The organism is Janthinobacterium kumbetense, from assembly GCF_023703445.1.
Classification (GTDB): Bacteria; Pseudomonadota; Gammaproteobacteria; order Burkholderiales; family Burkholderiaceae_D; genus Janthinobacterium; species Janthinobacterium kumbetense.
The window spans coordinates 196,958-221,152 of the sequence record NZ_JAMQGR010000004.1 but is presented as its reverse complement, the minus strand read 5'-3'; the positions used below and the strand labels follow the sequence as shown (position 1 = coordinate 221,152).

25 protein-coding genes are annotated in these 24,195 nt (G+C 62.3%); 6 read left to right on the top strand and 19 right to left on the bottom strand.

The window, feature by feature from the left end; translation table 11 throughout:
- Window positions 1-47 precede the first annotated feature (47 nt).
- The 11 genes from NCG91_RS14650 to paaA all read right to left on the bottom strand — a co-directional run bounded on the left by NCG91_RS14650 (window position 48) and on the right by paaA (window position 10,506).
- Window positions 48-1,199 (bottom strand): ABC transporter substrate-binding protein, encoded by a 1,152-nt coding sequence (locus NCG91_RS14650; RefSeq protein ID WP_251350204.1) that lies wholly within the window; start codon window positions 1,197-1,199, stop codon window positions 48-50.
- Window positions 1,200-1,281: 82 nt separating this feature from the next.
- Window positions 1,282-2,487: a 3-oxoadipyl-CoA thiolase gene (gene pcaF / locus NCG91_RS14645; protein WP_251350203.1), complete on the bottom strand. Its 1,206-nt coding sequence runs from the start codon at window positions 2,485-2,487 to the stop codon at window positions 1,282-1,284.
- Window positions 2,488-2,509: 22 nt separating this feature from the next.
- Complete coding sequence (gene paaK, locus NCG91_RS14640) at window positions 2,510-3,838, bottom strand: phenylacetate--CoA ligase PaaK (protein ID WP_251350202.1); 1,329 nt, start codon at window positions 3,836-3,838, stop codon at window positions 2,510-2,512.
- A gap of 68 nt (window positions 3,839-3,906) precedes the next feature.
- Complete coding sequence (gene paaI, locus NCG91_RS14635) at window positions 3,907-4,353, bottom strand: hydroxyphenylacetyl-CoA thioesterase PaaI (RefSeq protein ID WP_251350201.1); 447 nt, start codon at window positions 4,351-4,353, stop codon at window positions 3,907-3,909.
- On the bottom strand, window positions 4,346-5,911 hold the full coding sequence (paaH, locus tag NCG91_RS14630; protein WP_251350200.1) for a 3-hydroxyacyl-CoA dehydrogenase PaaH: 1,566 nt from the start codon (window positions 5,909-5,911) through the stop codon (window positions 4,346-4,348). Before paaH ends, paaI begins: the two co-directional genes overlap by 8 nt.
- 1 nt (window position 5,912) lies before the next feature.
- A complete protein-coding gene (gene paaG, locus NCG91_RS14625) occupies window positions 5,913-6,704 on the bottom strand; it encodes a 2-(1,2-epoxy-1,2-dihydrophenyl)acetyl-CoA isomerase PaaG (RefSeq protein WP_251350199.1) in 792 nt (263 codons plus the stop codon).
- A gap of 84 nt (window positions 6,705-6,788) precedes the next feature.
- Window positions 6,789-7,868 carry a 1,2-phenylacetyl-CoA epoxidase subunit PaaE gene (gene paaE / locus NCG91_RS14620; protein WP_099666441.1) on the bottom strand — a complete coding sequence of 360 codons (1,080 nt, stop codon included), beginning with the start codon at window positions 7,866-7,868 and terminating at the stop codon, window positions 6,789-6,791.
- Window positions 7,869-7,908: 40 nt separating this feature from the next.
- Complete coding sequence (gene paaD / locus NCG91_RS14615) at window positions 7,909-8,436, bottom strand: 1,2-phenylacetyl-CoA epoxidase subunit PaaD (RefSeq protein WP_251350198.1); 528 nt, start codon at window positions 8,434-8,436, stop codon at window positions 7,909-7,911.
- Window positions 8,436-9,188, bottom strand: coding sequence for a 1,2-phenylacetyl-CoA epoxidase subunit PaaC (gene paaC, locus NCG91_RS14610; protein WP_251350330.1), 753 nt, complete (start codon window positions 9,186-9,188; stop codon window positions 8,436-8,438). Before paaC ends, paaD begins: the two co-directional genes overlap by 1 nt.
- Window positions 9,189-9,202: 14 nt before the next feature.
- Window positions 9,203-9,487: a 1,2-phenylacetyl-CoA epoxidase subunit PaaB gene (paaB, locus tag NCG91_RS14605; protein ID WP_034746356.1), complete on the bottom strand. Its 285-nt coding sequence runs from the start codon at window positions 9,485-9,487 to the stop codon at window positions 9,203-9,205.
- Window positions 9,488-9,513: 26 nt separating this feature from the next.
- Entirely contained in the window at window positions 9,514-10,506 is a 993-nt protein-coding gene (gene paaA, locus NCG91_RS14600; RefSeq protein ID WP_251350197.1) for a 1,2-phenylacetyl-CoA epoxidase subunit PaaA, read from the bottom strand.
- A gap of 267 nt (window positions 10,507-10,773) precedes the next feature.
- Here paaA and paaX point away from each other — a divergent pair, with 267 nt between their 5' ends.
- On the top strand, window positions 10,774-11,703 hold the full coding sequence (gene paaX / locus NCG91_RS14595) for a phenylacetic acid degradation operon negative regulatory protein PaaX (protein ID WP_251350196.1): 930 nt from the start codon (window positions 10,774-10,776) through the stop codon (window positions 11,701-11,703).
- A 106-nt stretch (window positions 11,704-11,809) separates the two neighbouring features.
- On the opposite strand, the gene NCG91_RS14590 is transcribed toward paaX, so the two are convergent.
- Window positions 11,810-12,064: a hypothetical protein gene (locus NCG91_RS14590; RefSeq protein ID WP_077408596.1), complete on the bottom strand. Its 255-nt coding sequence runs from the start codon at window positions 12,062-12,064 to the stop codon at window positions 11,810-11,812.
- Window positions 12,065-12,205: 141 nt separating this feature from the next.
- On the opposite strand from NCG91_RS14590, the gene NCG91_RS14585 reads away from it, so the two are divergent.
- Complete coding sequence (locus tag NCG91_RS14585; protein WP_034746346.1) at window positions 12,206-13,330, top strand: M14 family metallopeptidase; 1,125 nt, start codon at window positions 12,206-12,208, stop codon at window positions 13,328-13,330.
- A 279-nt stretch (window positions 13,331-13,609) separates the two neighbouring features.
- Window positions 13,610-14,719, top strand: coding sequence for a cytochrome-c peroxidase (locus NCG91_RS14580; protein WP_251350195.1), 1,110 nt, complete (start codon window positions 13,610-13,612; stop codon window positions 14,717-14,719).
- 46 nt (window positions 14,720-14,765) lie between these two features.
- Here NCG91_RS14580 and pmbA read toward each other — a convergent pair whose 3' ends face one another.
- Window positions 14,766-16,118 carry a metalloprotease PmbA gene (gene pmbA / locus NCG91_RS14575; RefSeq protein WP_251350194.1) on the bottom strand — a complete coding sequence of 451 codons (1,353 nt, stop codon included), beginning with the start codon at window positions 16,116-16,118 and terminating at the stop codon, window positions 14,766-14,768.
- A gap of 92 nt (window positions 16,119-16,210) precedes the next feature.
- Between pmbA and yjgA the strand changes: the two genes are divergently transcribed.
- From yjgA to NCG91_RS14560, 3 genes are all read left to right on the top strand, one after another.
- Window positions 16,211-16,810, top strand: coding sequence for a ribosome biogenesis factor YjgA (gene yjgA / locus NCG91_RS14570; RefSeq protein WP_099666434.1), 600 nt, complete (start codon window positions 16,211-16,213; stop codon window positions 16,808-16,810).
- 90 nt (window positions 16,811-16,900) lie between these two features.
- A complete protein-coding gene (gene mog, locus NCG91_RS14565) occupies window positions 16,901-17,533 on the top strand; it encodes a molybdopterin adenylyltransferase (protein WP_099666433.1) in 633 nt (210 codons plus the stop codon).
- Window positions 17,530-18,198, top strand: coding sequence for an alpha/beta hydrolase (locus tag NCG91_RS14560; RefSeq protein WP_251350193.1), 669 nt, complete (start codon window positions 17,530-17,532; stop codon window positions 18,196-18,198). Before mog ends, NCG91_RS14560 begins: the two co-directional genes overlap by 4 nt.
- Before the next feature lie 56 nt (window positions 18,199-18,254).
- On the opposite strand, the gene NCG91_RS14555 is transcribed toward NCG91_RS14560, so the two are convergent.
- The 6 genes from NCG91_RS14555 to NCG91_RS14530 all read right to left on the bottom strand — a co-directional run bounded on the left by NCG91_RS14555 (window position 18,255) and on the right by NCG91_RS14530 (window position 24,184).
- Entirely contained in the window at window positions 18,255-19,814 is a 1,560-nt protein-coding gene (locus tag NCG91_RS14555; RefSeq protein WP_251350192.1) for a S1C family serine protease, read from the bottom strand.
- Between the two features lie 95 nt (window positions 19,815-19,909).
- Complete coding sequence (locus tag NCG91_RS14550) at window positions 19,910-20,476, bottom strand: carboxymuconolactone decarboxylase family protein (RefSeq protein WP_251350191.1); 567 nt, start codon at window positions 20,474-20,476, stop codon at window positions 19,910-19,912.
- Window positions 20,476-21,324 (bottom strand): fumarylacetoacetate hydrolase family protein, encoded by an 849-nt coding sequence (locus NCG91_RS14545; RefSeq protein WP_099666429.1) that lies wholly within the window; start codon window positions 21,322-21,324, stop codon window positions 20,476-20,478. Before NCG91_RS14545 ends, NCG91_RS14550 begins: the two co-directional genes overlap by 1 nt.
- On the bottom strand, window positions 21,269-22,609 hold the full coding sequence (locus NCG91_RS14540) for an MFS transporter (RefSeq protein WP_251350190.1): 1,341 nt from the start codon (window positions 22,607-22,609) through the stop codon (window positions 21,269-21,271). Before NCG91_RS14540 ends, NCG91_RS14545 begins: the two co-directional genes overlap by 56 nt.
- A gap of 2 nt (window positions 22,610-22,611) precedes the next feature.
- Window positions 22,612-23,976, bottom strand: coding sequence for a KamA family radical SAM protein (locus NCG91_RS14535; protein WP_251350189.1), 1,365 nt, complete (start codon window positions 23,974-23,976; stop codon window positions 22,612-22,614).
- 13 nt (window positions 23,977-23,989) lie between these two features.
- Window positions 23,990-24,184, bottom strand: a complete 195-nt coding sequence (locus tag NCG91_RS14530; protein ID WP_251350188.1) for a hypothetical protein — start codon at window positions 24,182-24,184, stop codon at window positions 23,990-23,992.
- Window positions 24,185-24,195 lie beyond the last annotated feature (11 nt).

Genomic DNA, 24,195 nt, shown 5'->3' with positions numbered 1-24,195 from the left:
CCTTCAAGGGCGGCCCGCGCGGGTACTTCCGGCTTACCTTCTCGAACTTATTTAGACAATTGCCATTCGCCGTTCTTCACTTCGACCATGCGGAACGCCGACAGGTCCAGGCCCATGTGGTCTTTGGCCGACATGTTGAAGACACCGGTGGTGCCGACAAAACCCTTGGTCGATTCCAGCGCCGTGCGCACTTTTTCGCGGTCCGTGCCGCCGGCGCGCTTGATGGCGTCGACCGACAGGTTCAGGGCGTCGAGCGCATAGCCGCCAAAGGTCGACGGGTCGATCTTGTAGCGGTCTTTATACGTCTTGTCGTAACCGACGACGACGGCCTTTTGCGCGTCGCTGTCGGGCAGCATGGCGCCGATCAAGAGCGCTGGCGTCGGCAGGCGCACGCCTTCGGCGGCCTTGCCCGACAGCTTCAGGTATTCGTCCGACGCCACGCCGTGCGACTGGTACAGCGGCAGCGCGGCCATGCCCAGCTGGCCGTAGTTCTTCGTCACCACGGCCGGGCCCTGGCCCAGGCCAAAGACGAAGACGGCTTGCACGCCGCCAGTATTCTTGATGCGGGTCAGCTGCGCCGTGATGTCCGTGTCTTTCGGGCCGTAGGTTTCATCGGCCACCAGGGTGATGCCGTATTTGGAGGCGACGATCTGCGATTCCTTGCGGCCCGAGGCGCCAAAGCCGCTCGTTTCCGACAGCAGGCCCACTTTGCTGATGCCGCGCTTCTTCATGTCCTCGAACACCTTCTCGGCCGCCATGCGGTCCGTGTGCGGCGTCTTGAACACCCATTTCTTGACCGGATCGATGATGACAACGGCACCGGCCAGCGAAATGAAAGGCATGCTGGCGCGATCTGCCAGAGGCGCCATCGCCATCGTCGCGCCCGTGGTGGTGCCGCCGATCAGTACATCGACCTTGTCCGACTCGATCAGGCGCTTGGTAAAACCGTTGGCCTTGGCCGCGTCGCTGCCGTCATCGTAGTGCACCAGTTCCAGCTTGCGCCCCAGGACGCCGCCTGCCGCGTTGATCTTCTCGATATACAGCTGCAGGGTTTTCAGTTCCGGATCGCCCAGGAAGGCGGCTGGTCCCGTGACGGACAGCACGGAACCGATCTTGATGTTATCGGCCGCATACGCGCCCGCGGCGGACATGGCCAGCACGCCGGCGATCAGGGTTTTCTTGAAGATATTGGCAATCATTGTGGTCTCCACCAGGTTGGCACTACGGTCAATGTATGGTTGGCGCTTTTTTACAAGCCTGCGCCTTTTTTGTTTTTACTTTTTATACGCGTTCAATCACTACTGCAATCCCCTGCCCCACGCCGATGCACATGGTGCACAGCGCATAGCGCCCGCCCGTGCGTTCCAGCTGGTTCAACGCGGCCATCACCAGGCGCGCGCCCGATGCGCCCAGCGGGTGGCCGATGGCGATCGCGCCGCCATTCGTGTTCACGTGGGCTGCGTCGTCCGCCAGACCCAGGTCGCGCGTGACGGCCAGCGCCTGCGCGGCAAACGCTTCATTGAGTTCGATCACGTCCATCTGCTCGATGCTCAATCCCGTTTGCGCCAGAACCTTGCGCGAAGCGGGCGAGGGACCGAAGCCCATGATGCGCGGCGCCAGGCCGGCCGTGGCCATGCCCAGCACCTTTGCGCGCGGCGTCAGTTTGTATTTGTCCACGGCGGCGGCGGACGCCAGCAAGATGGCGCAGGCGCCGTCGTTCAAGCCCGAGGCATTGCCGGCCGTGACAGTGCCATCCGCCTTGACCACGCCCTTGAGCTTTGCCAGCATTTCCAGCGAGGTGTCGGGACGCGGATGTTCGTCGCTGGTGACCATTTTCGGATCACCCTTTTTTTGCGGCACGGCGACAGGCACGATTTCGCGCTCGAACACGCCGGCCGCGTGGGCGGCGGCCCAGCGCTGCTGGCTGCGCAAGGCCAGCGCATCCTGGTCGGCGCGGCTGATGCCAAATTCCACGGCCACGTTTTCCGCCGTTTCCGGCATGGTGTCGATGCCGTACTGCGCCTTCATCTTGCCGTTCACGAAGCGCCAACCCAGGGTCGTGTCTTCGATTTTCGCTGCGCGCGAGAACGCGCTGTCAGCCTTGCCCATCACGAAAGGCGCGCGCGTCATGCTTTCCACGCCACCGGCGATGATCAGCTCCGCCTCGCCTGCCTTGATCGAACGGGCAGCCATGCCGACGGCATCCAGGCTGGAACCGCACAGGCGGTTGATGGTATTGGCCGGTACTGCCGCCGGCAAGCCGGCCAGCAGCGCAGCCATGCGGCCCACGTTGCGGTTGTCCTCGCCCGCCTGGTTGGCGCAGCCGTAAAATACGTCGTCGATGGCGGACCAGTCGACGGACGGGTTACGCGCGATCAGCGCGGCAATCGGCAGCGCACCCAGGTCGTCGGCGCGCACGCTGGACAGCGCGCCACCATAGCGGCCAAAGGGAGTGCGTACGGCGTCACAGATAAAAGCGTCGTTCATGTCTGGTTCCTTGTTCGGGCTATCAGGAGAAAATCTTCGGGCGCTGGTCAACCACGCGGCGGGCCTTGCCCGTCAGGGTGCGTTCGATGCTGGCGGCGGCCACGAGGCGCACGCGCGTGCTCACGCCCACGTGTGTCTTGATGCGGTGTTCCAGCTCGCGCGCCAGCGCGTCCGTTTCACTGGCCGAGATGGTGGCAGTGAGGTCGATACGCAGCTCGGCGACCACTTCCAGCTTGTCGAGGTGGCCGTCGCGCGTGACCACCAATTGATACTGTGGCGCCAGCTTCGGCATTTTGAGGATCAGTTCTTCGATCTGCGTGGGGAAGACGTTCACGCCGCGGATGATCAGCATGTCGTCCGAGCGGCCCGTGATCTTGCCGATGCGGCGCATCGAGCGCGAGGTCGGCGGCAGCAAGCGGGTCAGGTCGCGCGTGCGGTAGCGGATGATGGGGAGCGCTTCCTTCGACAGCGAAGTAAACACCAGCTCGCCCTCTTCGCCGTCCGGCAGCACTTCGCCCGTTTCCGGATCGATGATTTCCGGGTAAAAATGATCTTCCCAGATGACGGGACCGTCCTTGCTTTCGATGCATTCGGATGCCACGCCAGGGCCCATCACTTCGGACAGGCCGTAGATGTCGACGGCGTCGATGCCGGCACGCGCCTCGATTTCCGAGCGCATGGCGTCCGTCCACGGCTCGGCGCCGAAGATGCCCACCTTCAGCGACGACTCGGCCGGGTCAAGGCCCTGGCGCGTGAATTCCTCGATGATGTTGAGCATGTACGATGGCGTGACCATGATGATCGATGGCTTGAAATCCTGGATCAGTTGCACCTGCTTTTCCGTCTGCCCGCCGGACATGGGAATGACCGTGCAACCGAGGCGCTCGGCGCCGTAGTGCGCGCCCAGGCCGCCCGTGAACAGGCCATAGCCGTAGGAGATATGCACCATGTCGCCAGCGCGGCCGCCGCCGGCGCGGATCGAGCGCGCCACCACATTGGCCCAGGTGTCGATGTCGTTCTGCGTATAGCCGACCACCGTGGCCTTGCCCGTGGTACCGCTGGATGCGTGGATGCGCACCACCTGCTCGCGCGGCACGGCGAACAGGCCGAACGGGTAATTGTCGCGCAAGACTTTTTTGTCGGTGAACGGGAATTTGGCCAGGTCGGACAAGGATTTGAGGTCGTCCGGATGCACGCCCGCTTCGTCAAAAGCGGCGCGGTAATGGGGCACGTTGTCATACGCGTGCTTGAGCGTCCATTTCATGCGTTCGAGCTGCAGCGCCTGCAGTTCATCCTTGCTGGCGCGCTCGATCGGCTCGAGGTCATTCGGTGCTGGGGTTCTCTGGACCATCTCTGTCTCCTGATTCGGTTCTATAACTATGTAATTCGTTCCGGCAGTTCAAGCCTGCTCTTGTAACTTCAATTGCTGATGACTTCACCCGCCACGCGAATCGACTTGCCGCGGAAGAGCGCGATGGCGCGCCCGTCCTGGTTGCTGACCTTGACGTCGTAGACGCCGCTCTTGCCGGCCAGCGCCTGTTCGACGGCGTGCGCCGTCAGCACATCGCCTTCACGGCCCGGCGCCAGATAATCGATGGTGCAGCCGGCGCCCACGGTGTTCAGGTTGTAGCTGTTGCAGGCAAACGCGAAAGCGCTGTCGGCCAGGGCAAAGATAAAACCGCCATGGCAGGTCTGGTGGCCATTGAGCATGTCTGCGCGCACCGTCATCGTCATGCGGGCATGGCCGGGGCCCACGTCGGCCAGGGCGATGCCCATGGCAACGGTGGCGTTATCGCGCGACAGCATGGAGGCGGCGGCCGCTTCGGCCAAAGCCTGGGCAGCGTGGATTTGCTCTTCCTTATGCATGAAACTGTGCTCCATTGGCGAGTTTGCGGCGCAGCAGCGGCGAGACCCTGTAGCGGTCTTCGCCATAGCCTTGCGCCAGGTGGTGCAGCACGGTCACGATGTGCTGGACGCCGACGGCATCGGCCCAGGCCAGCGGTCCGCACGGATAGTTGACGCCCTTCTGCATGGCGATATCGACGGCAGCCACCGTGCACACGCCCTGGTTGACGGCGTCGGCCGCTTCGTTGGCCAGCATGGCCACCGTGCGCATGACGGCCAGGCCAGGCACGTCGTCCAGGCGCGTGACGATGAAACCGGCCGCCTGGAAGAGGCCAACGACGGCCGCGTAGGCCGCATCGCTGCACTGGTCGGCGCGGGCCACGGCGATGCGCCTGGCATTGGCGTAATCGAGCGCCAGGTCAAACAGCACCGTGTCCGGATGCTGGTTGTCGTGCGCGCGCTGGGTGGCGCTGCGGCCATCGGTCAGATAAATCGCGGCGCCATGGCAATGCAGGGCGGGCGCCTCGTCATGCGACTGGCCTTCCTGCGTCACGCGGCGGCTGACGGTGATGCAGGCCTGCTCCAGGCGCTGCACCAGACTGCGGATGATGCCGCTGTGGCCACGGCCATCGCCGCCGATGGCGGCCGACAGGGCAACGAATTCCGGCTTCGCTTGCGCGCCTTCCGCCTGCGCCACGGGGGCAACGGCGCCTTCGCCATACAGGTAAAAACCCCGGCCCGATTTGCGGCCGAGGAAACCGGCGTTGACCATTTCCTGCTGCAGCACGGACGGCGTGAAGCGCGGATCGTTGAAATAGGCGCCGAACACGGATTGCGTGACGGAGAAATTGACGTCATGGCCGATCAGGTCCATCAATTCGAATGGCCCCATGCGGAAACCGCCCGCTTCGCGCAGCACGGCGTCGATGGTGGCGGCGTCGCCCGCCTGTTCATTCAGCAAGCGCCAGCCTTCCGCATAAAACGGACGGGCGACACGGTTGACGATGAAGCCGGGCGTCGATTTCGCATGCACGGGGTTCTTGCCCCAGGCGATGGACGTATTGTAGACGGTGGCGGCGACTTGCTCGCTGGTGGCCAGCCCGCTGATCACTTCGACCAGCGCCATCAGTGGCACGGGATTAAAGAAGTGCATGCCGACTAGGCGTTCCGGGCGGCGCAGCTTGGCGGCAATCGCCGTGACGGAAATCGACGAGGTGTTCGTCGCCAGGATGCAGTCGTCGCTGACCAGCGCTTCGAGTTCGGAGAACAGGCCGCGCTTGACGTCGAGGTTTTCCACGATGGCTTCCACCACCAGGGCAGCATCTGCCACATCGGCCAGGCTGCCGGCCGCCTGCAGGCGCGCCGTGGCGGCCGCGGCTTCGTCGGGCGTCATGCGGCCCTTTTCAGCCAGCTTCGCATACATCTTGCCAATGTCGGCCAACGCCTTGCTGACGGCTTCCGTGCGCGTATCGTACAGTTTGACGCGGTAACCGGCGGCTGCGGCCACCTGCGCGATGCCGGCGCCCATGGCGCCGCTGCCGATGACGGCGACGATACTGTTATTGTCCAAAGCTGCCATATCAATGTCCCTTGAATTGCGGTGCGCGCTTTTCCACGAAGGCGGCCACGCCTTCGCGGTAATCGTCGCTGTTACCGAGATCGCTCATCATGCGCGCTTCCAGCGCAAGCTGCTGCGGCAGGGTATTCGCGCCGCTGGCGGCCAGCGCCTGCTTGGTATAGGCCAGGCCCTTGGTCGGTGCGGTAGAAAAATGCACGGCCAGCTTGCGCGTTTCGTCGGCCAGCTGGGCATCCTCGACGCATTTCCAGATCAAACCCCAGTCCTCCGCTTTTTCCGCCGTCAGTTTTTCGCCGAGCATGGCCAGGCCCATGGCGCGCGCGGAACCGATCAGGCGCGGCAGGAAGAAGGTGCCGCCCGTGTCCGGGATCAGGCCCAGCTTGCAGAATACTTCCACGAAACTGGCCGACTTGCCGGCAATGACGATGTCGCAAGCCAGCGCCAGGTTGGCGCCTGCGCCGGCGGCCACGCCGTTGACGGCGCAGATCACGGGCATCGGCAGCGCTTTCAAGGCCAGCACCAGCGGCGCATAGTTCTTTTCCACGGATTCGCCCAGGTCCACGCCCTTCGAACCCGGTTCCACGGCGCGGTCGGACAAGTCCTGGCCTGCGCAAAAGCCGCGGCCCGCTCCCGTCAGCACGAAGACGCGCACGGTACTGTCGGCGTTCACTTTGGCGATGGCGTCGCGCACTTCCTCGTGCATGGCTTGCGTAAAACTATTGAGCTTGTCGGGACGGTTCAGGGTGAGCGTGGCGATGCCCTGCTCGATGGTGAAGAGGATGTTTTGGTAGGTCATGGCGTCTCGCTATTTTAGTTATCAACCCACAGCGGCAATCTGGGGTCAGACCCGTCGGGTCTGACCCCGGCAGTGGCAGTTGGGTTATTCGGCTTGGTCAAAGTCCACCACGACTTTGTCAGTAACCGGAAAACTCTGGCAACTGAGGACAAAGCCGCGCGCCACTTCATAGTCTTCCAGCGCGTAGTTGACGTCCATTTCAACCTTGCCGTCGAGGATCTTGCAGCGGCAGGTCGAGCACACGCCGCCCTTGCACGAGTAGCGCATGTCGATGCCCTGCCGCAGGCCCGCGTCGAGGATGGACTCCTTGTCCTTGTCCATCGTGAAGGTCGTGTGGTTGCCATCCAGGATGACGGTCACTTCCGTTTCCTGCACGGCGTCCGCAGCCAGCTGGGCGCGCGGCTTGTGGGCGTTTTTCGGGATGCTGGCGGCGAACAGCTCGATCTTGATATTCTGCTTGGGCATGCCGGCTGCCTGCAGGGCGGCGGAGACGCCCAGCATCATGTCTTCCGGGCCGCAGATGAAGGCGTTGTCGTAGTCTTCGATCTTGATCCAGTGCTGCAGGAACTGCTCGCATTTTTCCTGCGTGATGCGGCCGTTGAACAGTTCGATGTCCTGCTGTTCGCGGCTCATCACGTAGACCAGGTTCAAACGCTCCAGGTACACATCCTTCAAGTCCGTCAATTCTTCCTTGAAGATGACGGACGACGAAGCGCGGTTACCGTAGAACAGGGTGAAGCGGCTCAGGGGCTCCGTCAGCAGGGTCGTCTTGATGATGGAGAGGATGGGCGTGATGCCGCTGCCGGCCGCAAACGCCAGGTAGTGCTTGCGATTGACGCAGTCGAGCGGCACGTTGAAGTGGCCCATGGGCGGCATCACCTCGATGGTGGCGCCGGCTTTCAGGGTATCGTTCGCCCAGGTGGAAAAGGCACCGCCCGGTGTGCGCTTGATGGCCACGCGCAGGGTGCCATCCTGCACCGCCGAGCAGATCGAATACGAGCGGCGCACGTCTTCCGCATTGATATGGGCGCGCAGGGTCAGGTGCTGGCCCTGCTGGAAGCGGAACTGCTGCTGCAACTCGGCTGGCACGTCGAACGTGACGGCGATGGTGTCGCGCGTTTCATTGCGCACGTTGGCCACGCACAGCGGATAAAATTTACTCATGCTTCATCTCCAGTTTCTTCGGAACGTGTGCCTGATTTTTTTAGTGGCACTTGAAGTAGTCAAACGGTTCGCGGCAATCCAGGCATTTGTACAGGGCCTTGCACGGCGTGGAGCCGAACTGGCTGGTCAGCTGCGTATGCGTGGAACCGCAATTCGGGCAAATCACGTCCAGTTTCGGCGTCGCCTGGCGCTTGACGCCACCACGTAAACCGCTGATGTCGATCACCTGCTGCTGCGGCGGAGCGATGCCATAGGCTTTCAGCTTGGCCTTGCCCGTCTCGCTCATCCAGTCCGTCGTCCAGGCGGGCGCCAGCTGGTTCACCAGCGTCACCTTGTCCACGCCATGGCTGCGCAAGGCATCCGTGACGGCGTCGGCGATCACCTGCATGGCAGGGCAGCCCGAATACGTGGGCGTGATCGTCACGGTACAGGCGTCGCCGCCGGTGACTTCGACGGCGCGCACGATGCCCAGGTCCACCACCGAAATGACGGGGATTTCCGGGTCCGGCACGTCGCCCAGCCAGGCCCAGATCTGGGCGGCGTCCAGCGCTGCCGCGGCCGTGTTCATTACCACTCCGCCCCGGGATAGGCGCGCTGCAGGAACTGCATCTCGGCCAGAATAAAACCCAGGTGTTCCGTGTGCGTGCCCTGCTTGCCGCCTTTTTGCATCCAGGCGTCGGGCGCCGGCACGCTCAAAGTCGCTTCCGCGAAGATCTCGGCCACGTGTTCCAGGAACGCCTGGCGCAGGATGTCGGATGGCGGCGCGATGCCGGCGGCGACCATGGCCTGGTCGACGGCGTCGTACTTGAACATCTCGCCCGTGTACATCCACAGCTTGTCGGCGGCGGCCTGCGTTTTCGCGTGGCTGTCCGCCGTGCCGTCGCCGAGGCGCACGACAAGATCGCCGCTGCGGCGCAAGTGATAGGTCACTTCCTTGATCGACTTTTGCGCCACCTCGACGATGCGCGCATCCGTCGATTTCGTCAGTTCCAGCAGCTGGAAATAGTGCCAGCTGTCGAAGAAGAACTGGCGCATCATGGTGTCGGCGTAATTACCGTTCGGCTGCTCGACCAGCAGGCAATTCTTGAAATCGTGGGCGTCGCGCAAAAAGGCGATGTCGTCCTCGTCGCGGCCCGCATTTTCCAGTTCGGCCGCATAGCTGAACCACAAACGCGTCTGGCCCAGCAAGTCCAGCGCCACGTTGGTCAGCGCCATGTCCTCTTCCAGCGCAGGGCCCTTGCCGCACAGCTGCGACAGCTGCTGGCTGAGGATCAGGGCGTTGTCGCCCAGGCGCAGGAGGTAATTGACCTTGTCATCCATTGCAGGCGCTCCCATCACAGATTCTTGACTTCTTCCGGCATCGGGAAGAAGGTGGGATGGCGGTACACCTTGCTGTTCGACGGTTCGAACAGGGCGCCCTTGTCGCCGGGGCTGCTGGCGACGATATCGGCCGCGCGCACCACCCAGATGCTCACGCCTTCATTGCGGCGCGTGTAGACGTCGCGCGCATGGTTGACCGCCATGGTGGCGTCGGAAGCGTGCAGGCTGCCCACATGCTTGTGCGCCAGGCCGTGCTGGCTGCGGATGAAAACTTCCCACAAAGGCCATTCTTTGCTCATGTTGCTATCCCCTTTTATAGATGTTTTCAGGCTGCCGCTTTTTCGTTAGCGGCTTGCTTGTCGGCGTAGGCGACCAAGGCATCGCGGAACCATTCGCCGTCTTCATACGCTTTCACGCGCGTTTGCAGGCGTTCGCGGTTGCACGGGCCATTGCCCTTCAAGACATTGTTGAACTCGGACCAGTCGATCTCGCCGAATTCATAGTGGCCCGTTTCCGCATTGAATTTCAGGTCGGGATCGGGCACGGTCAAGCCCAGGTATTCGATTTGCGGCACGGTTTGATCGACCATGCGCTGGCGCAATTCATCGTTCGAGAACAGCTTGATGCGCCATTGCGCCGACTGGGCGCTGTTGACGGAGGCGGCGTCGGACGGGCCGAACATCATCAGGGACGGCCACCACCAGCGGTTCAGCGCATCCTGCGCCATGGCTTTCTGCGCCGGCGTGCCCTTGCACAGCGACATCATGATGTCGTAGCCCTGGCGTGCATGGAACGATTCTTCCTTGCAGACGCGGATCATGGCGCGCGCATACGGGCCGTACGAGCAGCGGCACAGGGGAATCTGGTTGATGATGGCGGAGCCGTCGACCAGCCAGCCGATGGCGCCCATGTCGGCCCACGACAGGGTGGGATAGTTAAAGATGCTGGAGTACTTGGCTTTGCCCGAATGCAAGGCGGCCAGCAAGTCGTCGCGCGACACGCCCAGGGTTTCCGCGGCGCTATACAGGTACAGGCCGTGGCCTGCTTCGTCCTGTATCTTCGCCAGCAGGATGGACTTGCGTTTCAGGGTGGGCGCGCGCGTGACCCAGTTGCCTTCAGGCAATTGGCCGACGATTTCCGAGTGCGCGTGCTGCGAAATCTGGCGGATCAGGGTCTTGCGGTAAGCATCCGGCATCCAGTCCTTGGCCTCGATCTTGATGCCTTCGTCGATGCGCGCCTGGAAAGCGCGCTCTTCTTGACCCATGTCGTCGAGGGAACGAACGTTCTTGAGGCCGGTTTCAACCATTTGTGCGTACATGATCTGTCTCCCATGTCTTTGATTTTGCGCAGCAACGCGGTGCGATGAACAGATAATACGATACAAAAAACGATTTGCATACACTTGATATGAATCATTTTAAAAATTCGTATCTTGTGCAGCTTTTTTGTGCGTATGATATTGCTTATGAGAAAACACTGCGGAGCGCCACCAGCGCTTCCGGCAAATTATTGCCGCGCTACCCGCGCAGCCAAGTAAACTGCTGCTTTTATTGAACCGACCGCAACACGGCCAGACCGGAACCACATGAAGAACACCCGCTGCACGGCATGGATAGCCGATTTCCTGGAACGCGACCCACCGCGCTCGAAGTCTCTGGTGATGACCATCTTTGGCGACGCCATCGTGCCGCGCGGTGGCGCCATCTGGCTGGGCAGCCTGATCGAACTGCTGGCGCCGTTTGGCGTGAATGACCGTTTATTGCGCACCAGCGTGTTCCGCCTGGCGCAGGAAGGCTGGCTCAGCTCGCAGCGCGACGGCCGCCGCAGCGCCTATACGATACGCCCGGAGGCGCTGGCCCGCTTCGAGCGCGCCTATCGCCGCATCTATGCGCCGCTGGTCGTGCACTGGGATGGCAGCTGGACCCTGGTGATCGGGCCGGCCGGCAGCATCGGCGCCGCCGAGCGGGGGGCGCTGCGCAAGGAATTATTGTGGGCGGGCTATGGCTTGATCTCTCCCGGCATCTTTGGCCATCCGGCCAGCAATACGGAGGCGCTGGAAGATATCCTTGTGCGCAATGAGGTGCAGGGTAAGCTGTATGTCTGCCACACCACGGAATTGCCGGGCGTCAGCACGCGCCCCCTGCGCGACATGGTGGGCGACTGCTGGGATTTATCGGAAGTAATGGCCGGCTACCAGAAATTCATCGCCAGTTTCCAGCCCCTGCTGACCTTGCTGCAAGAAGCGCCCGTGTTCGATGCAGAGCAAGCGTTCGTCATCCGCTCGCTGCTGACGCACGCCTATCGCCGCGTGCAATTGCACGACCCGCAACTGCCCGTCGAACTTTTGCCCGAACCGTGGCCCGGCACGCAGGCGTATGCGCTGGCGCGCGACCTGTACCGCATCACGTACGCGGCGGCCGAGGAACATATCCTGGCCACCTTGCGGCGCGAAGATGCGCAGGCGCCCGATGTGGAGCCGTGGTTCTACGAACGTTTCGGCGGCCTGAACACCTGACAACACGTCCATGACGATGTTGCAGGGTCTGGGCGTCCATTAGCACTGTCTGCGGCCCTGGCCCTGGCCATTTTTCAGGCATTCAGGAATACGTCAGTGCCTGCGCTCACTGTTTTGCCACCACCTGTTTCGCCCCTGCCAATAAATCCTGCCCCAGCTTTTCCAGCGCATTGGCTTGCACCAGCATGGTGTCGAGGATGGCGACGTTGAAGGTGAATTCGGCCGGCGTCGTATAGCCGGGGAAACGTATGATGCGCAGCAATTCCTGCAAGGTCGTGCCCTTGCCCAGGTGCGCCAGGGCGTCGCTGAGGGCGCTGATTTTCTTTTCCAGTTCGCGTATATGTTTGCCGTTGTCATCCATGATGGCCTCCCCGTGTCGGAGCTATCACGTTAGCAAAGCGCGTCCGTCATCGTTTGCGCCAGCACAAAGTCCACCGCAAAACAGGTATCATCGCGCCATTGCACACGATGCAAAACCCATACGTTTTTATCAGGAACACTCATGACCATTAAAATCAGCCAGCAATTCGACGCCGGCGCGATCGAGGTGCTGCGCGCCGACGATGCCCAATCCATCGAGCTGAACATCCGCAAGGATTCCCACGCCGACATCACGCAGTGGTTTTACTTCCGCCTGCAAGGCGCGCAAGGCGAGGCCTGCACGATCCGCTTCATGAACGCAGGCAAGTCGGCCTACCCGGACGGCTGGAAAGATTACCAGGCCGTGGCCAGTTACGACCGCGAAACGTGGTTCCGCGTACCGACCAGCTTTGACGGCACGGTGATGACCATCGAACACACGCCGGAAGAGGAAAGCGTGTACTACGCCTATTTCGAACCGTACCCATGGGACCGCCACCTGGCCCTGATCGACAGCGCGCAAGCGTCGCCGCTGGTGCGCTTGATCGACCTGGGCAGCACCGTCGAAGGCCGCGACATGAATCTGCTGGTGGTCGGTGACGCCGATGCCGAAAAGAAAGTCTGGGTCATCGCGCGCCAGCATCCCGGTGAAACGATGGCCGAATGGTTTGTCGAAGGCATGCTGGAAGCCTTGCTGGACCAGGCCAATCCATTTGCCCGCCAGTGCCTGCAAGACGCCGTCTTCTACGTGGTGCCGAACATGAACCCGGACGGTTCCGTGCATGGCAACCTGCGCACCAACGCAGCCGGCGCCAACCTGAACCGCGAATGGATGACGCCGACGATGGAGCGCAGCCCGGAAGTATTCCTGGTGAAACAGAAAATGCATGAAATCGGCTGCGACCTGTTCCTCGACGTGCATGGCGACGAAGGCTTGCCTTACGTCTTCGTGGCCGGCAGCGATGCGCTGGAAAATTTCACGCCAGCACAGAAGGCCGAGCAAGACCGCTTCATCGCCGACTTCAAGGTGGCCAGCCCCGACTTCCAGGATGAGCACGGCTACGAAGACGGCCCGTTCACGCCGGAAGTGCTGACCATGGGTTCGCCCCACATCACCCACGCCTTCGGCTGCCTGTCGCTGACCCTGGAATTGCCGTTCAAGGACAATGCCAACGATCCCGACCCGCAAACGGGCTGGAGCGGTGCCCGCAGCGCCGCCCTGGGCGCGGCCGTGCTGCAGCCTATCCTGTCCACCTTGCGCGCCTGAGCCGCGCATGAAACTGGCCCGCTACGCATGACGTGACGGGCTTGGCCGGCGCTTACTCTGCCGCCGGCTGTTTTCCGCTCCCCGTCTTGCGCAGCGCAGCATCGCTAATCGTTGCCACGCCAGCCATTGCTGCCTATACTGGGCGCAGCATTGCCTGTCTCTCCCTTGCCGACAACCATCCCGCATATGACCATCAAAGACCAGCCACGCGCCGAGGCGCGATATTCACCGACCCGACTTGCACACGTGTGCATATTCTTGTTTCTTGGCTTGTACGGCATGCCAGGCACGGCAGCCGAACTCAGCCCTGCCGCGCAGCTGGGGCGGCGCATCTTCCACGATGCCAGCCTGTCCGCCTCGGGCAGGCAGTCGTGCGCCAGCTGCCATGACCCGGCCCACGCCTATGCGCCCGGCAACAAGCTGGCCGTGCAACTGGGCGGCGCCGATGGCCAGGCGCACGGCTACCGCGCCACGCCATCGCTGCGCTACCTGGACCACAATCCGCCCTTCCGCTTTGATGAGGAAGGCGCACCCAACGGCGGCATCAACCGCGACGGCCGCGCCGCCAGCCTGGCAGAACAGGCGGAACGGCCGTTCCTGGCAGCACACGAAATGGCCAATGCCAGCACGGATGCGGTGGTGGAACGGTTGCGCAACGGCAACTATGCGGACGCATTCCGGCGCGTCTTTGGCGACGCCATCTTTGCGCAACCACAACAGGCATTCAGCCGCATCACGTATGCCTTGCAGCAATTCCAGCAGGAAGAGCTGGATTTTCACCGCTACGATTCCAAATATGACCTCTACCTGGCCAACAAGGTTCCCCTGGAGCTGGCCGAATTGCGGGGCCTGGCCCTGTTCAACGATGAACGCAAGGGCAATTGCGCCGCTTGCCACCCCAGCGTGCGGGGCGAACATGGCGCGCCGCCCCTGTTCACGGACTTCAGTTTCGACAATCTGGGCGTGCCGCGCAATATGCGCATTCCCGCCACGGCCGACCCGGCCTATTTCGACCTGGGCTTGTGCGGTCCCGACCGTACGGACCTGGCGGCGAAAGGCGAGCTATGCGGCGCCTTCAAGGTGCCCAGCCTGCGCAATGTAGCCACACGCCAAGTGTTTTTTCATAACGGTGTGTTCGACAACCTGACGGAGGCCCTGCGTTTTTATGTGCGGCGCGATACGCATCCGCAAGAATGGTATCCGCGCGACAAACGGGGAAAAGTGCAGAAATTCAATGACATACCCGCCAGATACCGCGCCAACGTGAACGTCAAGGAAGCGCCGTTCGACCGCAAGCGCGGCATGGCGCCGGCGCTGACGGCGGGCGAGATCGAGGATATGGTGAAGTTCCTGGCCACCCTGACGGATGGCTATCAAGTCCAGCAGTAAAGCGTGGCGCGCCCGCCCGGCGTTGTCGCGCTTGCCATGCAGGCGCTCAGCCGCCCGCCACCACCATGCTCTCGATGAGGATGGAACCCGTCTGTTTGGTGCCGCGGCGCAGTTCGTCGGCGCCCACGGCAACGATGTTGCGCAGCATGTCCTTCATGTTGCCGGCGATGGTGATTTCTTCCACCGGATACTGGATCACGCCATTTTCCACCCAGAAACCGGATGCGCCGCGCGAATAGTCGCCCGTCACGTAATTGGTTCCTTGTCCCATCAGCTCCGTCACCAGCAAGCCCGTGCCCAGCTTTTTCAGCATGGCACTAAAATCGTCGCTGGCGGCCGTCAGGTTCGAGGTCAGATACAGATTGTGCGAACCGCCCGCGTTGCCCGTCGTCGGCATGCCCAGCTTGCGGGCCGTGTAGGTCGACAGGAAATAGCCTTGCACCACGCCATCCTTGACGACGTCGCGGCTGACGGTTTTCACGCCCTCTTCGTCGAACGGCGCCGAACCGACGCCGCCGATCACGTGCGGGTCTTCGAAGATCTGCACGTGCGACGGCAGCACTTGCGTGCCCAGGGAATCGTTCAGGAAAGTGGATTTGCGGTACAGGGCGCCGCCCGAGGTCGCTTGCACATAGGTACCCAGCAAACCGGCCGCCAGCGGTGCCTCGAACAGCACGGGACAAGTGCGCGTGCCCAGTTTGCGCGCGTTCAGGCGCGACAGGGCGCGCTCGGCGGCATAGCGCCCGATGGCTTCCGGGCTCGACATTTTAGAGGCGTCGCGCACGGACGAATACCAATCGTCGCGCTGCATCTTCGCCCCTTTGCCGGCGATGGGCGCCACGGACAGGGTGTGGCGCGAAAACGGGTAGCCGCCGATGAAGCCGCGCGAATTGGCGGAAACAAAGTGCGATTGCTGCACGTGCACGCTGGCCCCCTCGCTGTTCGTGATGCGCGGGTCGACGGCAAACGCGGCCGCTTCGGCCCGCTGGGCCAGGGCGACGGCTTCCTCGGTGGAAATGAGCCAGGGATAGAACAATTGCAAGTCGCGGGGCGACATTTCCAGCATGTCCGTGTCGGCCAGGCCCGCGCAATCGTCCTCGGCCGTGAAGCGGGCGATGTTGTAGGCCGCGTCCACCGTGGCGCGCAGGGCGGACGGCGAGAAATCGGAGGTGCTGGCATTGCCGCGCTTCTTGCCGACAAACACGGTCACGCCCATGCCCTTGTCCTTGTTTTGCTCGATCGTCTCGATCTTGCCTTTTCGTACAGAAACGGACAAGCCGCCGCCTTCGCTGACTTCGACGGCTGCGTCGGTGCCGCCCGCTTCCCGCGCAAAAGACAACACATCACGGGCCAGTTGCTGCAATTGCTCTTGACTATGGGTAAATACGGAGTCGTTCATGCGCTGTTTTCTTCGGAAAGCCGCTAAAAAGGTTATCATAGCAGTCGTTTACAGTTTACAGGTGCGGCCTACGCGGCCAATCCCGCCTTATCATGCCAAATCCAAACCGGGGAGCTTGCGGCTTCCAATCCACCGAATTCGAACAGGAATATGAACGTCCTTCGAAGTCGGAACTCAAGCGCCAGATGACCGTCCTGCAAAAGCTGGGCGAAGAACTCGTCAATGAGGCCCGCGACCGCGTCAAGCGCGTCCCGATGCCGGAAGACGTGCGCGACGCCATTCTCGAATGCCAGCAAATCAAGGATCACGAAGGCCGCCGCCGCCAGCTGCAATACGTGGGCAAGAAGATGCGCACCCTGGATGAAGACGAAGTTGCCGCCATCCAACGCACCATCGATAGCTGGAAAGGCTTGTCGAAAGCCGACACGGCCAATATGCACGCGATGGAACGCCGCCGCGACAAACTCTTGACGGACGACAAGGCCCTGACCGTCTTGCTGTCGGAAAATCCGGAACTGGACGTGCAGCACCTGCGCACCCTGATCCGCAATGCCCGCAAGGAGCAAGCCGAGAACAAGCCGCCGAAGGCCTACCGTGAAATCTTCCAGATCTTGAAAGAGATCGCCAAGAAGCAAAATGGCGGCAAGAAAGATGCCGACGAAGATGACGCAGAAGCGGAAGACGACGAGTAATTGACCGTCCCAAACGCAAGGATGGACAAAAAACCGGGATAATCCCGGTTTTATTGTTTTTAAGACACTCCAAACTTTTATAGGTGACCGATGTCCACCACTCTCGAAGACGAATTGATTATCGGCCTCGTGTCGATCTCGGACCGCGCCAGCGGCGGCGTGTATGAAGACCTGGGCATCCCCGCCCTGGAAAGCTGGCTGTCCGCCGCCATCCGCACGCCTTTCCGCCTGGAAAAACGCCTGATCCCGGACGAGCGCTCGCAAATTGAAAACACCCTGATCGACATGGTCGACCTGAGCCACTGCCATCTGATCCTGACGACGGGCGGCACGGGTCCGGCGCGGCGCGACGTGACGCCGGACGCCACCTTGTCCGTCGGGACCAAGGAAATGCCCGGTTTCGGCGAGCAGATGCGCCAGATCAGCCTGCAGTTCGTGCCGACGGCCATTTTGTCGCGCCAGGTAGCCGTGATCCGCGAGACGCCCGAGCGCGCCGCCCTGATCATGAACTTGCCGGGCCAGCCGAAAGCCATCAAGGAAACCCTGGAAGGCTTGAAGGATGTTGATGGAAATCAATTGGTAAACGGCATCTTTGCCGCCGTGCCCTATTGCATCGACCTCATCGGAGGCCCCTACATGGAAACCGACCCGGCCATCTGCAAGGCCTTCCGTCCCAAATCGGCGCTGCGTCCGGCGCAACCATTACCAGAGGAAAATACATGAGCACTTTGCTGGAAACCATCGAACTCGACAGCGCACCGAACCCCACCGTCTCCATCATCTGGATGCATGGCCTGGGCGCCGACGGCAACGACTTCGTTCCCCTGGTGAAAGAACTCGATTTGCGCGGCTGCCCCGCCATCCGCTTCATCTTCCCCAGCGCCGGCACCATGCCCGTCACCATCAACAACGGCTATGTGATGCGCGCCTGGTACGACATCCTCGTGAGCGACCTCGTGCGCCGCGAAGACGAGGGCGGCTTGCGCGCCTCGCAGCTGCAGATCGAAGCGCTGATCGCGCGCGAAAAGGCGCGCGGCATTCCCGCCAGCCGCATCATCCTGGCCGGCTTCTCGCAAGGCTGCGCCATGACCTTGCAAACGGGCTTGCGCCATGCGGAACCGCTGGCCGGCCTGATGTGCCTGTCCGGCTATCTGCCGCTGGCCGACAAGACGGCTCTGGAACGCACGCCGGCCAGCCTGCAGACGCCGATCTTCATGGCGCACGGCACGGCCGACCCCGTGGTGCAGATCGGCCGCGCGCAACAGTCGCGCGACTTGCTCACCGGCATGGGTTACAAGGTGGAATGGCACGAGTACATGATGCAGCACTCGCTGTGCCAGGAAGAAATCGACGCCATCGGCGCATGGCTAAAGAAAGTATTGGCTTAAAGTAAAACAGGCGCGGTCTGCGCCGCGCCTGTTGTCTTGCGGAACGCCGGGAACGATCAGTTTACCGGCGTTTTTTCATTCCAGATTTTCAACATATCGGGCGACGCTTCCGAGCGGATGCCGTTATCCGTCAGCACCGATTCCGTCGCTGCCAGCATGTCCTTGCGGGGCACGACGACCATTTCCGCATCGCGCTGCTGGAAGCGGAACGTCAGCAATTCATCCGTCTGGTCGCGCAGCAAGGCCACCAGGTGCGCCAGGCTGCGCACGCGCACGCCATTGACGGAATCGACGACCGAGAAGAAACGGGTACTGTAGCCATTCATCAGCTTGTGCGGGAAGAACGGCGCGGCGATCACCACCAGTTCCTCGCGTTCGATGTCGGGCGCATCGCCGCGCCGCGTAGCCAGCGGATTGCCGGCAAACGCCATGCCGCCCAATATCGTTGGGTTGCCATTCGGCGCCGCCATGAATTCCGTGCTGGCGCGCGAAAACACCATCGGACCGAAGATGAAATAGGATGGGTAATTGCCCTGCAAGCCGCTGATGAGCATCGGGTGCGCCGCCGAGACGGGCACCTTGATTTTCAGGGGAGCGCCCTGGCGCACCACCGTCAACGGCAACTGGCCGTCTTTCGCCAGCTGCTGTACCCGGTACTGGAAGCGCACGCGGCTGTTGGCATTCAGCTTGACCATGCCCTGGTTGTCGATGGGAAAATCGCCGATATGCGTGATGACATCCCACTCCTTGAGCGGATAGGCGGCATCCTTGCTGGCCGGCGTCATCACGACGGCGCCTTCGACACCCTTGGCCAGCTTCAGATACGTGCGCAGCGCGGGATTTTCCAGCGTTTGCGTCACGTCGCGCATGGCCGGCTTGCCCTTGGGCGCGCCACTGTCCTGGTCGCGCAGGAACAGTTCGATTTCCTCGTTAGGGATGATGTAGCCGATGTTTTGCGCATTGGCCATGCCGGCAAAGGCCAGGCCGATCATCTTGTCGCCCGCAATCACGGGGCCGCCGCTATTGCCCGGATTGATGGCCGCATCGATCTGGATGCGCAGGCCGGACACGGGGAAGTTGTAGCGCACGAATTCGATGCGCGAAACGATGCCCTTGGTGATCGACAGCGAGGTGCCGCCCGTCGGATAGCCATACGCCAGCACGGCATCGCGCACGTCCGGCAAGACATTGGCGCGCGGCACCGCTTTATGGCTGGCAAAAAAACTGTCGTCGTCGATTTTCAGCAAGGCCAGGTCCATGCCGCGCGAGATGGCCAGCACGGTCGCCGGTATCTTGTCGCCGGCGCCATTCGCCTGGATCTGCACCTGGCTGGCATAGCCGACCACATGCGCATTGGTGAGGATGCGGCGGCCTTCGATGACGACGCCGGAACCCGTCACCTCTTGCGGCGCAGCCTTGCTCCAAGGCTTGTACGGATCCGGCCCGCGCAGGGTGGAAAACACCTTGACGACGGAATTTTCCAGGGCGGAAGCGCCGGGGCTGGCGGTGGCAGCGGTCTCGGCGGCAAGCGCGCGCACCGTCATCAAGGGGCAAAAAGAAAGGGCCAGCGCCAGGAAGGCGCGGCCCATCAGGGTGAAGCACGGACGAGTTTTCATTGAGCTTGTTGGCAATGGCAGGGAAGTAAAATTATATATTGAATAATTTCAACTTCATTACACTTTGTCCATCTTTGCCCGAAAAACACCTGTCATCAGGCGGGCATGGGCGGCACACCCAAGGCCGGCACCGCCGTCTGCGCGCCATTCATCACCATGGCCAGGAAGGTGTAGTAGCCATTGATACCCATCAAGTCGACCACGCCGTGCTCGCCGAACAGCGCCAGCGCCCGCGCATACGTGGCATCGCTGACGCGCTTGTTCTGCTGCAACTCGATGCAAAAGTCGTGCACGGCTTGCTCATCTTCTTTCAGGGCCAGCGGTACGCGCCGCGCAGCGATGGCATCCACGGCCGCTTGCGCAATGCCGTTCTGCACGGCCAGCGGCGCGTGGATGGCCCACTCGACTTGCTGGTCCCACTGGCGCGCCGTCACCAGGATCGCCAGTTCCGACAGCCGCGTGCCGATGGCGCTGCGGTAGCGCAAGTATGCCCCCATGCGCTGCGCCGTTTCCATCAGCTCGGGGCTGCGGATCAGCGGCACGAAGGGGCCGTACAGCGCCCCGCGCGGACCGTCGATGATGGCTTGCGCGGCCGCGCGCTGCTGGACATCGAGCTGGTCCAGCGGCAACGGCGGCAAACGGTCGATATCGCTACCGGCCATCAGGCTGTCCAGGCGACCACGTCCTGCTGCTGTTCACCGAGGCCGGCGATACCCAGGCGCATGCTGTCGCCTTTTTTGAGGAAACGCTGCGGCTTGCGGCCCTGGCCCACACCCGGCGGCGTGCCCGTGGCGATGACGTCGCCCGGTTCCAGGGTCATGAATTGCGACAGGTAGCTGACGATCTGCGCCACCGTGAAGATCATGGTTTGCGTATTGCCGGTCTGCATGCGCTTGCCGTTGACTTCCAGGTACAGGTCCAGGTCCTGCTCGTCGATGACTTCATCGCGCGTCACCAGCCATGGGCCGACGGGGCCGAAGGTGTCGCAACCCTTGCCCTTGTCCCACTGGCCGCCCCGTTCCAGCTGGAACGAGCGCTCGGAAATGTCGTTGACGACGCAATAGCCGGCCACGTATTTCAGGGCGTCCTCTTCGCTCACGTATTGCGCGCGCGTGCCGATGATCACGCCCAGCTCCACTTCCCAATCCGTCTTTTTCGAGCCTTTCGGCAACACGACATTGTCGTCCGGGCCATTCAGGCAAGTGATGGCCTTCATGAAGACGATGGGTTCGGCCGGGATCGGCATGCCGGCCTCGGCCGCGTGATCCGCGTAATTCAGGCCGATGCCGATGAACTTGCCGACTTTCGCCAGCGGCACGCCGAAGCGTGGATTGCCGCGCACCAAAGGCAAGGTCTTTTCGTCCAGCTTGGCCAGCTTGCGCAGGGCCTTGTCGGACAGTTGCGCGCCATCAATATCGGCAATCACGCCGGACAGGTCGCGCAGTTTGCCTTCTTCATCGATCAGGCCCGGTTTTTCCTTGCCTGGACGTCCATAACGAACGAGTTTCATAGTCTTCCTTGGAGTTGATCATTGCCGCTGTGCAGGCTGCCATTTTACCGGATGGCCCGGCACGCCTGCAGCGGTGAATGAAAAACATCGCAAGTCCCGGCAATTGCAAGGCCGCCAGCACGCCAAACGCCGCCTGGTACGCCTGCGGCGGATACTGCTGCTGGCTGTTCAGGGGCCAGCAGCCGAGGATCAGGCCAAAGCCCGCCTGCACCAGGAAGGCGCCCGTGAAAATGAGCAAATTCAAACAGGTGGCCGCCCTGCCCGTCAAGCTGGCCGGCATGCTTTGCGCAACGATCGCATACTCGAGGCCCGTCACCGTGCCCAGCAGGGTAAACAGCACGGACAGCAAAGGCAGGCTGGGCACCACATTGCACGCCATCGCCACTTGCACGGCGACAAACAGGACGATGCCCACGCCCGCCACTTGCATGGGTGCAATACCGCGCCGCGCCGCCCATTCCGTCAGCATGCCCATGCCGATGGCGCCAAAGATGACGGCCGCCATGCCCAGGTACAACAAGTACGCGACATTGTCGTCGGACAAGCCGCCCACGTCGGCCAGCCAGCGCCCCACCCACAATCCCTGCACGCCAAAGAACACCGTGTGCGGCAGCAGGATCAGCGCGATGGTGCGGCGAAAGGCCCTGTCGCGATACACGCTCCAGACGCTGACCTTGTTCCTCGCGGCGGCGGGCGCAGGCAGGGCCGGCGACAGCAGGCGGATCAGCAAGCCGATGGCCAGCGCCGCCAGCGCCAGGCCCAGGAACACGCCGCGCCAATCCGTGTAATGCAGGGCCAGCTTGACGGGCATGGTGGCCGTGGCCGCCCCCAGGCCGCCCACGGCGATCAGGTAGCCATGCACGGAAGGCAGGCGAGCTGGCGCGATGGCGCACGAGATCGCTTTCACGGCAGCCATGAAACAGCCGCCCAGGCCCGCCCCCATCAAGGCGCGTGCCCACATCAGTCCGGCAAAGCTGTGGCCCCGGCTGAACAGCCACACGCCCAGGGCCGCCAGCGCCAGCAGCCACAGTTGCACCGTGCGGGGGCCGTAGCGGTCGAGCGCCATGCCGACCGGCAATTGCACCAGCGCAAAGGCGAGAAAAAAGGCGCTGGTCAGCAGACCCAGCTGGGTCGGCGTCAGGGCGATGGCGCCCAGCAATTCGGCCGTCAGCACGGCATTCACGCCGCGCAGCAGACAGGACAGGTAATGACCGAGCGCGAACGGCAGGAACACCAGGCAAAACACGGCCGCGCCGGAGCGGGCAGGCGCGCCGTGGCCGTGCATGCTCAGGCGGCCTGTGCCAGGCGGATGATTTTATGCGGCACCTGCGGCACCGGGTCATCCGTTTCAAAGAAAAACTTGTCCTGGCCAAAGGCCGGCTTCAAATCGTCCATCCACGTCGCTTCCGCATCGAACTTGGCATAAAACGGCCGGCGCACCCAGTCCGGGTTGCGCGCCTGCAAAAATTGCAGGGCAAACAGTTTTTCGCCATGGATGGTGACGATGCCATCGATGACGATCTTGCCGGGAAACGCGCTCATGGAAGGCCCGCGCACCGTGCGCGACAGGCCGGACACCATCTGGTAGGCGGCCTGGAAAATCTCGTGCGCCTTCGCCAGGGGCAACTCGAAATAGCTGCGCGGGCCCGTGTCCCGTTCGACAAACATGTAATACGGAATCGCCCCCAGGCGCGTGCCCGTCTGCCACAGCTCGGCCCAGCTAGCGGGGTCTTCGTTGATGTGGCGGATCAGCGGCCCCTGCATGCGCAAGGTAGCGCCCGTGGAAATGATGCGCTTCACCGCTTGCTGGGCGATGTCCTGGCGCAACTCGACGGCATGGCTGTAATGGCCCATCACGGCCAGGTTCTTGCCCGCCTTGACGATGCGCTCGAACAGGCGCATCAAGTCGTCCGCATCGCGGTCCGAGACAAAGCGCTGCGGCCAATACGCCACCGCCTTGGTGCCGATGCGGATGTTCTGGATATGTTCCAGGCCCGGCGCCAGCAACGGTTCCAGGTAGGCAGCCAGTTGCCGCGTATTCATGATCATCGGGTCGCCGCCCGTGATCAGCACGTCCGTCACTTCCGGATGCAGTTTCAGGTAGGCGACGAGCTCATGCGACTCATGCGCATCGAACTTCATGTCGTCCATGCCGACGAACTGGGGCCAGCGGAAACAGAAGGTGCAATACGCGTGGCACGTCTGTCCTGCGCTGGGGAAAAACAGCACCGTTTGCGCATATTTATGCTGCAAGCCGCGCACGGGCGCATCGTTGACCCGGGGCACGTTGTGCGTCATCTGGCCGGCCGGATGGGGATTCATGCCCAGGCGCAAGCCATGCACATAGGCATCGATAGCGGCCTTGTCCTTCTGCACCAGCACCAGCTCGCGCAGGTGCGCGTACTGCTCGGGCGCCAGCATGTCGCGGTGGGGAAAGACGAGGCGATAGATAGGGTCGTCGGGGATGTTGTTCCAGTCGATCAATTGATCGAGCACATAGGCATTGGTGCGAAACGGCAAGACGTGCGAGACCACTTGCACGGCTTCGCGCTGCTCTTCCGGCAGCCATTCCCACTGCCGCGCCTGTTGTATGGTGTGCCGCGTATACGGCTTGAACTTGGGTGAAAACGGCTCGGTAATGGGTGCGGACACGATCGGCTCCTTGCTAGTAAACAGCGATAACTTCCTTGAAACCAGCCCTATCCCGGCCAATTCCAGCCTCTTCCTCTGCCATGCCTTGCCCGCTTGGCATGCTGTGAAAGTCATCATAGTTCTTGCCGCTCGGAACCAAATTGTTACATATCAACAAGCCGTCGATACGTTGCAAGCTACCGACAAGCAACACCTTAGTTTGTGCCATCGCAATTTGCG

Coding starts and splice junctions, on each gene's coding strand:
- NCG91_RS14650 (WP_251350204.1), bottom strand. CDS start 1,199: ATGATTGCCAATATCTTCAAGAAAACCCTGATCGCCGGCGTGCTGGCC.
- pcaF (WP_251350203.1), bottom strand. CDS start 2,487: ATGAACGACGCTTTTATCTGTGACGCCGTACGCACTCCCTTTGGCCGC.
- paaK (WP_251350202.1), bottom strand. CDS start 3,838: ATGGTCCAGAGAACCCCAGCACCGAATGACCTCGAGCCGATCGAGCGC.
- paaI (WP_251350201.1), bottom strand. CDS start 4,353: ATGCATAAGGAAGAGCAAATCCACGCTGCCCAGGCTTTGGCCGAAGCG.
- paaH (WP_251350200.1), bottom strand. CDS start 5,911: ATGGCAGCTTTGGACAATAACAGTATCGTCGCCGTCATCGGCAGCGGC.
- paaG (WP_251350199.1), bottom strand. CDS start 6,704: ATGACCTACCAAAACATCCTCTTCACCATCGAGCAGGGCATCGCCACG.
- paaE (WP_099666441.1), bottom strand. CDS start 7,868: ATGAGTAAATTTTATCCGCTGTGCGTGGCCAACGTGCGCAATGAAACG.
- paaD (WP_251350198.1), bottom strand. CDS start 8,436: ATGAACACGGCCGCGGCAGCGCTGGACGCCGCCCAGATCTGGGCCTGG.
- paaC (WP_251350330.1), bottom strand. CDS start 9,188: ATGGATGACAAGGTCAATTACCTCCTGCGCCTGGGCGACAACGCCCTG.
- paaB (WP_034746356.1), bottom strand. CDS start 9,487: ATGAGCAAAGAATGGCCTTTGTGGGAAGTTTTCATCCGCAGCCAGCAC.
- paaA (WP_251350197.1), bottom strand. CDS start 10,506: ATGTACGCACAAATGGTTGAAACCGGCCTCAAGAACGTTCGTTCCCTC.
- paaX (WP_251350196.1), top strand. CDS start 10,774: ATGAAGAACACCCGCTGCACGGCATGGATAGCCGATTTCCTGGAACGC.
- NCG91_RS14590 (WP_077408596.1), bottom strand. CDS start 12,064: ATGGATGACAACGGCAAACATATACGCGAACTGGAAAAGAAAATCAGC.
- NCG91_RS14585 (WP_034746346.1), top strand. CDS start 12,206: ATGACCATTAAAATCAGCCAGCAATTCGACGCCGGCGCGATCGAGGTG.
- NCG91_RS14580 (WP_251350195.1), top strand. CDS start 13,610: ATGCCAGGCACGGCAGCCGAACTCAGCCCTGCCGCGCAGCTGGGGCGG.
- pmbA (WP_251350194.1), bottom strand. CDS start 16,118: ATGAACGACTCCGTATTTACCCATAGTCAAGAGCAATTGCAGCAACTG.
- yjgA (WP_099666434.1), top strand. CDS start 16,211: ATGCCAAATCCAAACCGGGGAGCTTGCGGCTTCCAATCCACCGAATTC.
- mog (WP_099666433.1), top strand. CDS start 16,901: ATGTCCACCACTCTCGAAGACGAATTGATTATCGGCCTCGTGTCGATC.
- NCG91_RS14560 (WP_251350193.1), top strand. CDS start 17,530: ATGAGCACTTTGCTGGAAACCATCGAACTCGACAGCGCACCGAACCCC.
- NCG91_RS14555 (WP_251350192.1), bottom strand. CDS start 19,814: ATGAAAACTCGTCCGTGCTTCACCCTGATGGGCCGCGCCTTCCTGGCG.
- NCG91_RS14550 (WP_251350191.1), bottom strand. CDS start 20,476: ATGGCCGGTAGCGATATCGACCGTTTGCCGCCGTTGCCGCTGGACCAG.
- NCG91_RS14545 (WP_099666429.1), bottom strand. CDS start 21,324: ATGAAACTCGTTCGTTATGGACGTCCAGGCAAGGAAAAACCGGGCCTG.
- NCG91_RS14540 (WP_251350190.1), bottom strand. CDS start 22,609: ATGCACGGCCACGGCGCGCCTGCCCGCTCCGGCGCGGCCGTGTTTTGC.
- NCG91_RS14530 (WP_251350188.1), bottom strand. CDS start 24,184: ATGGCACAAACTAAGGTGTTGCTTGTCGGTAGCTTGCAACGTATCGAC.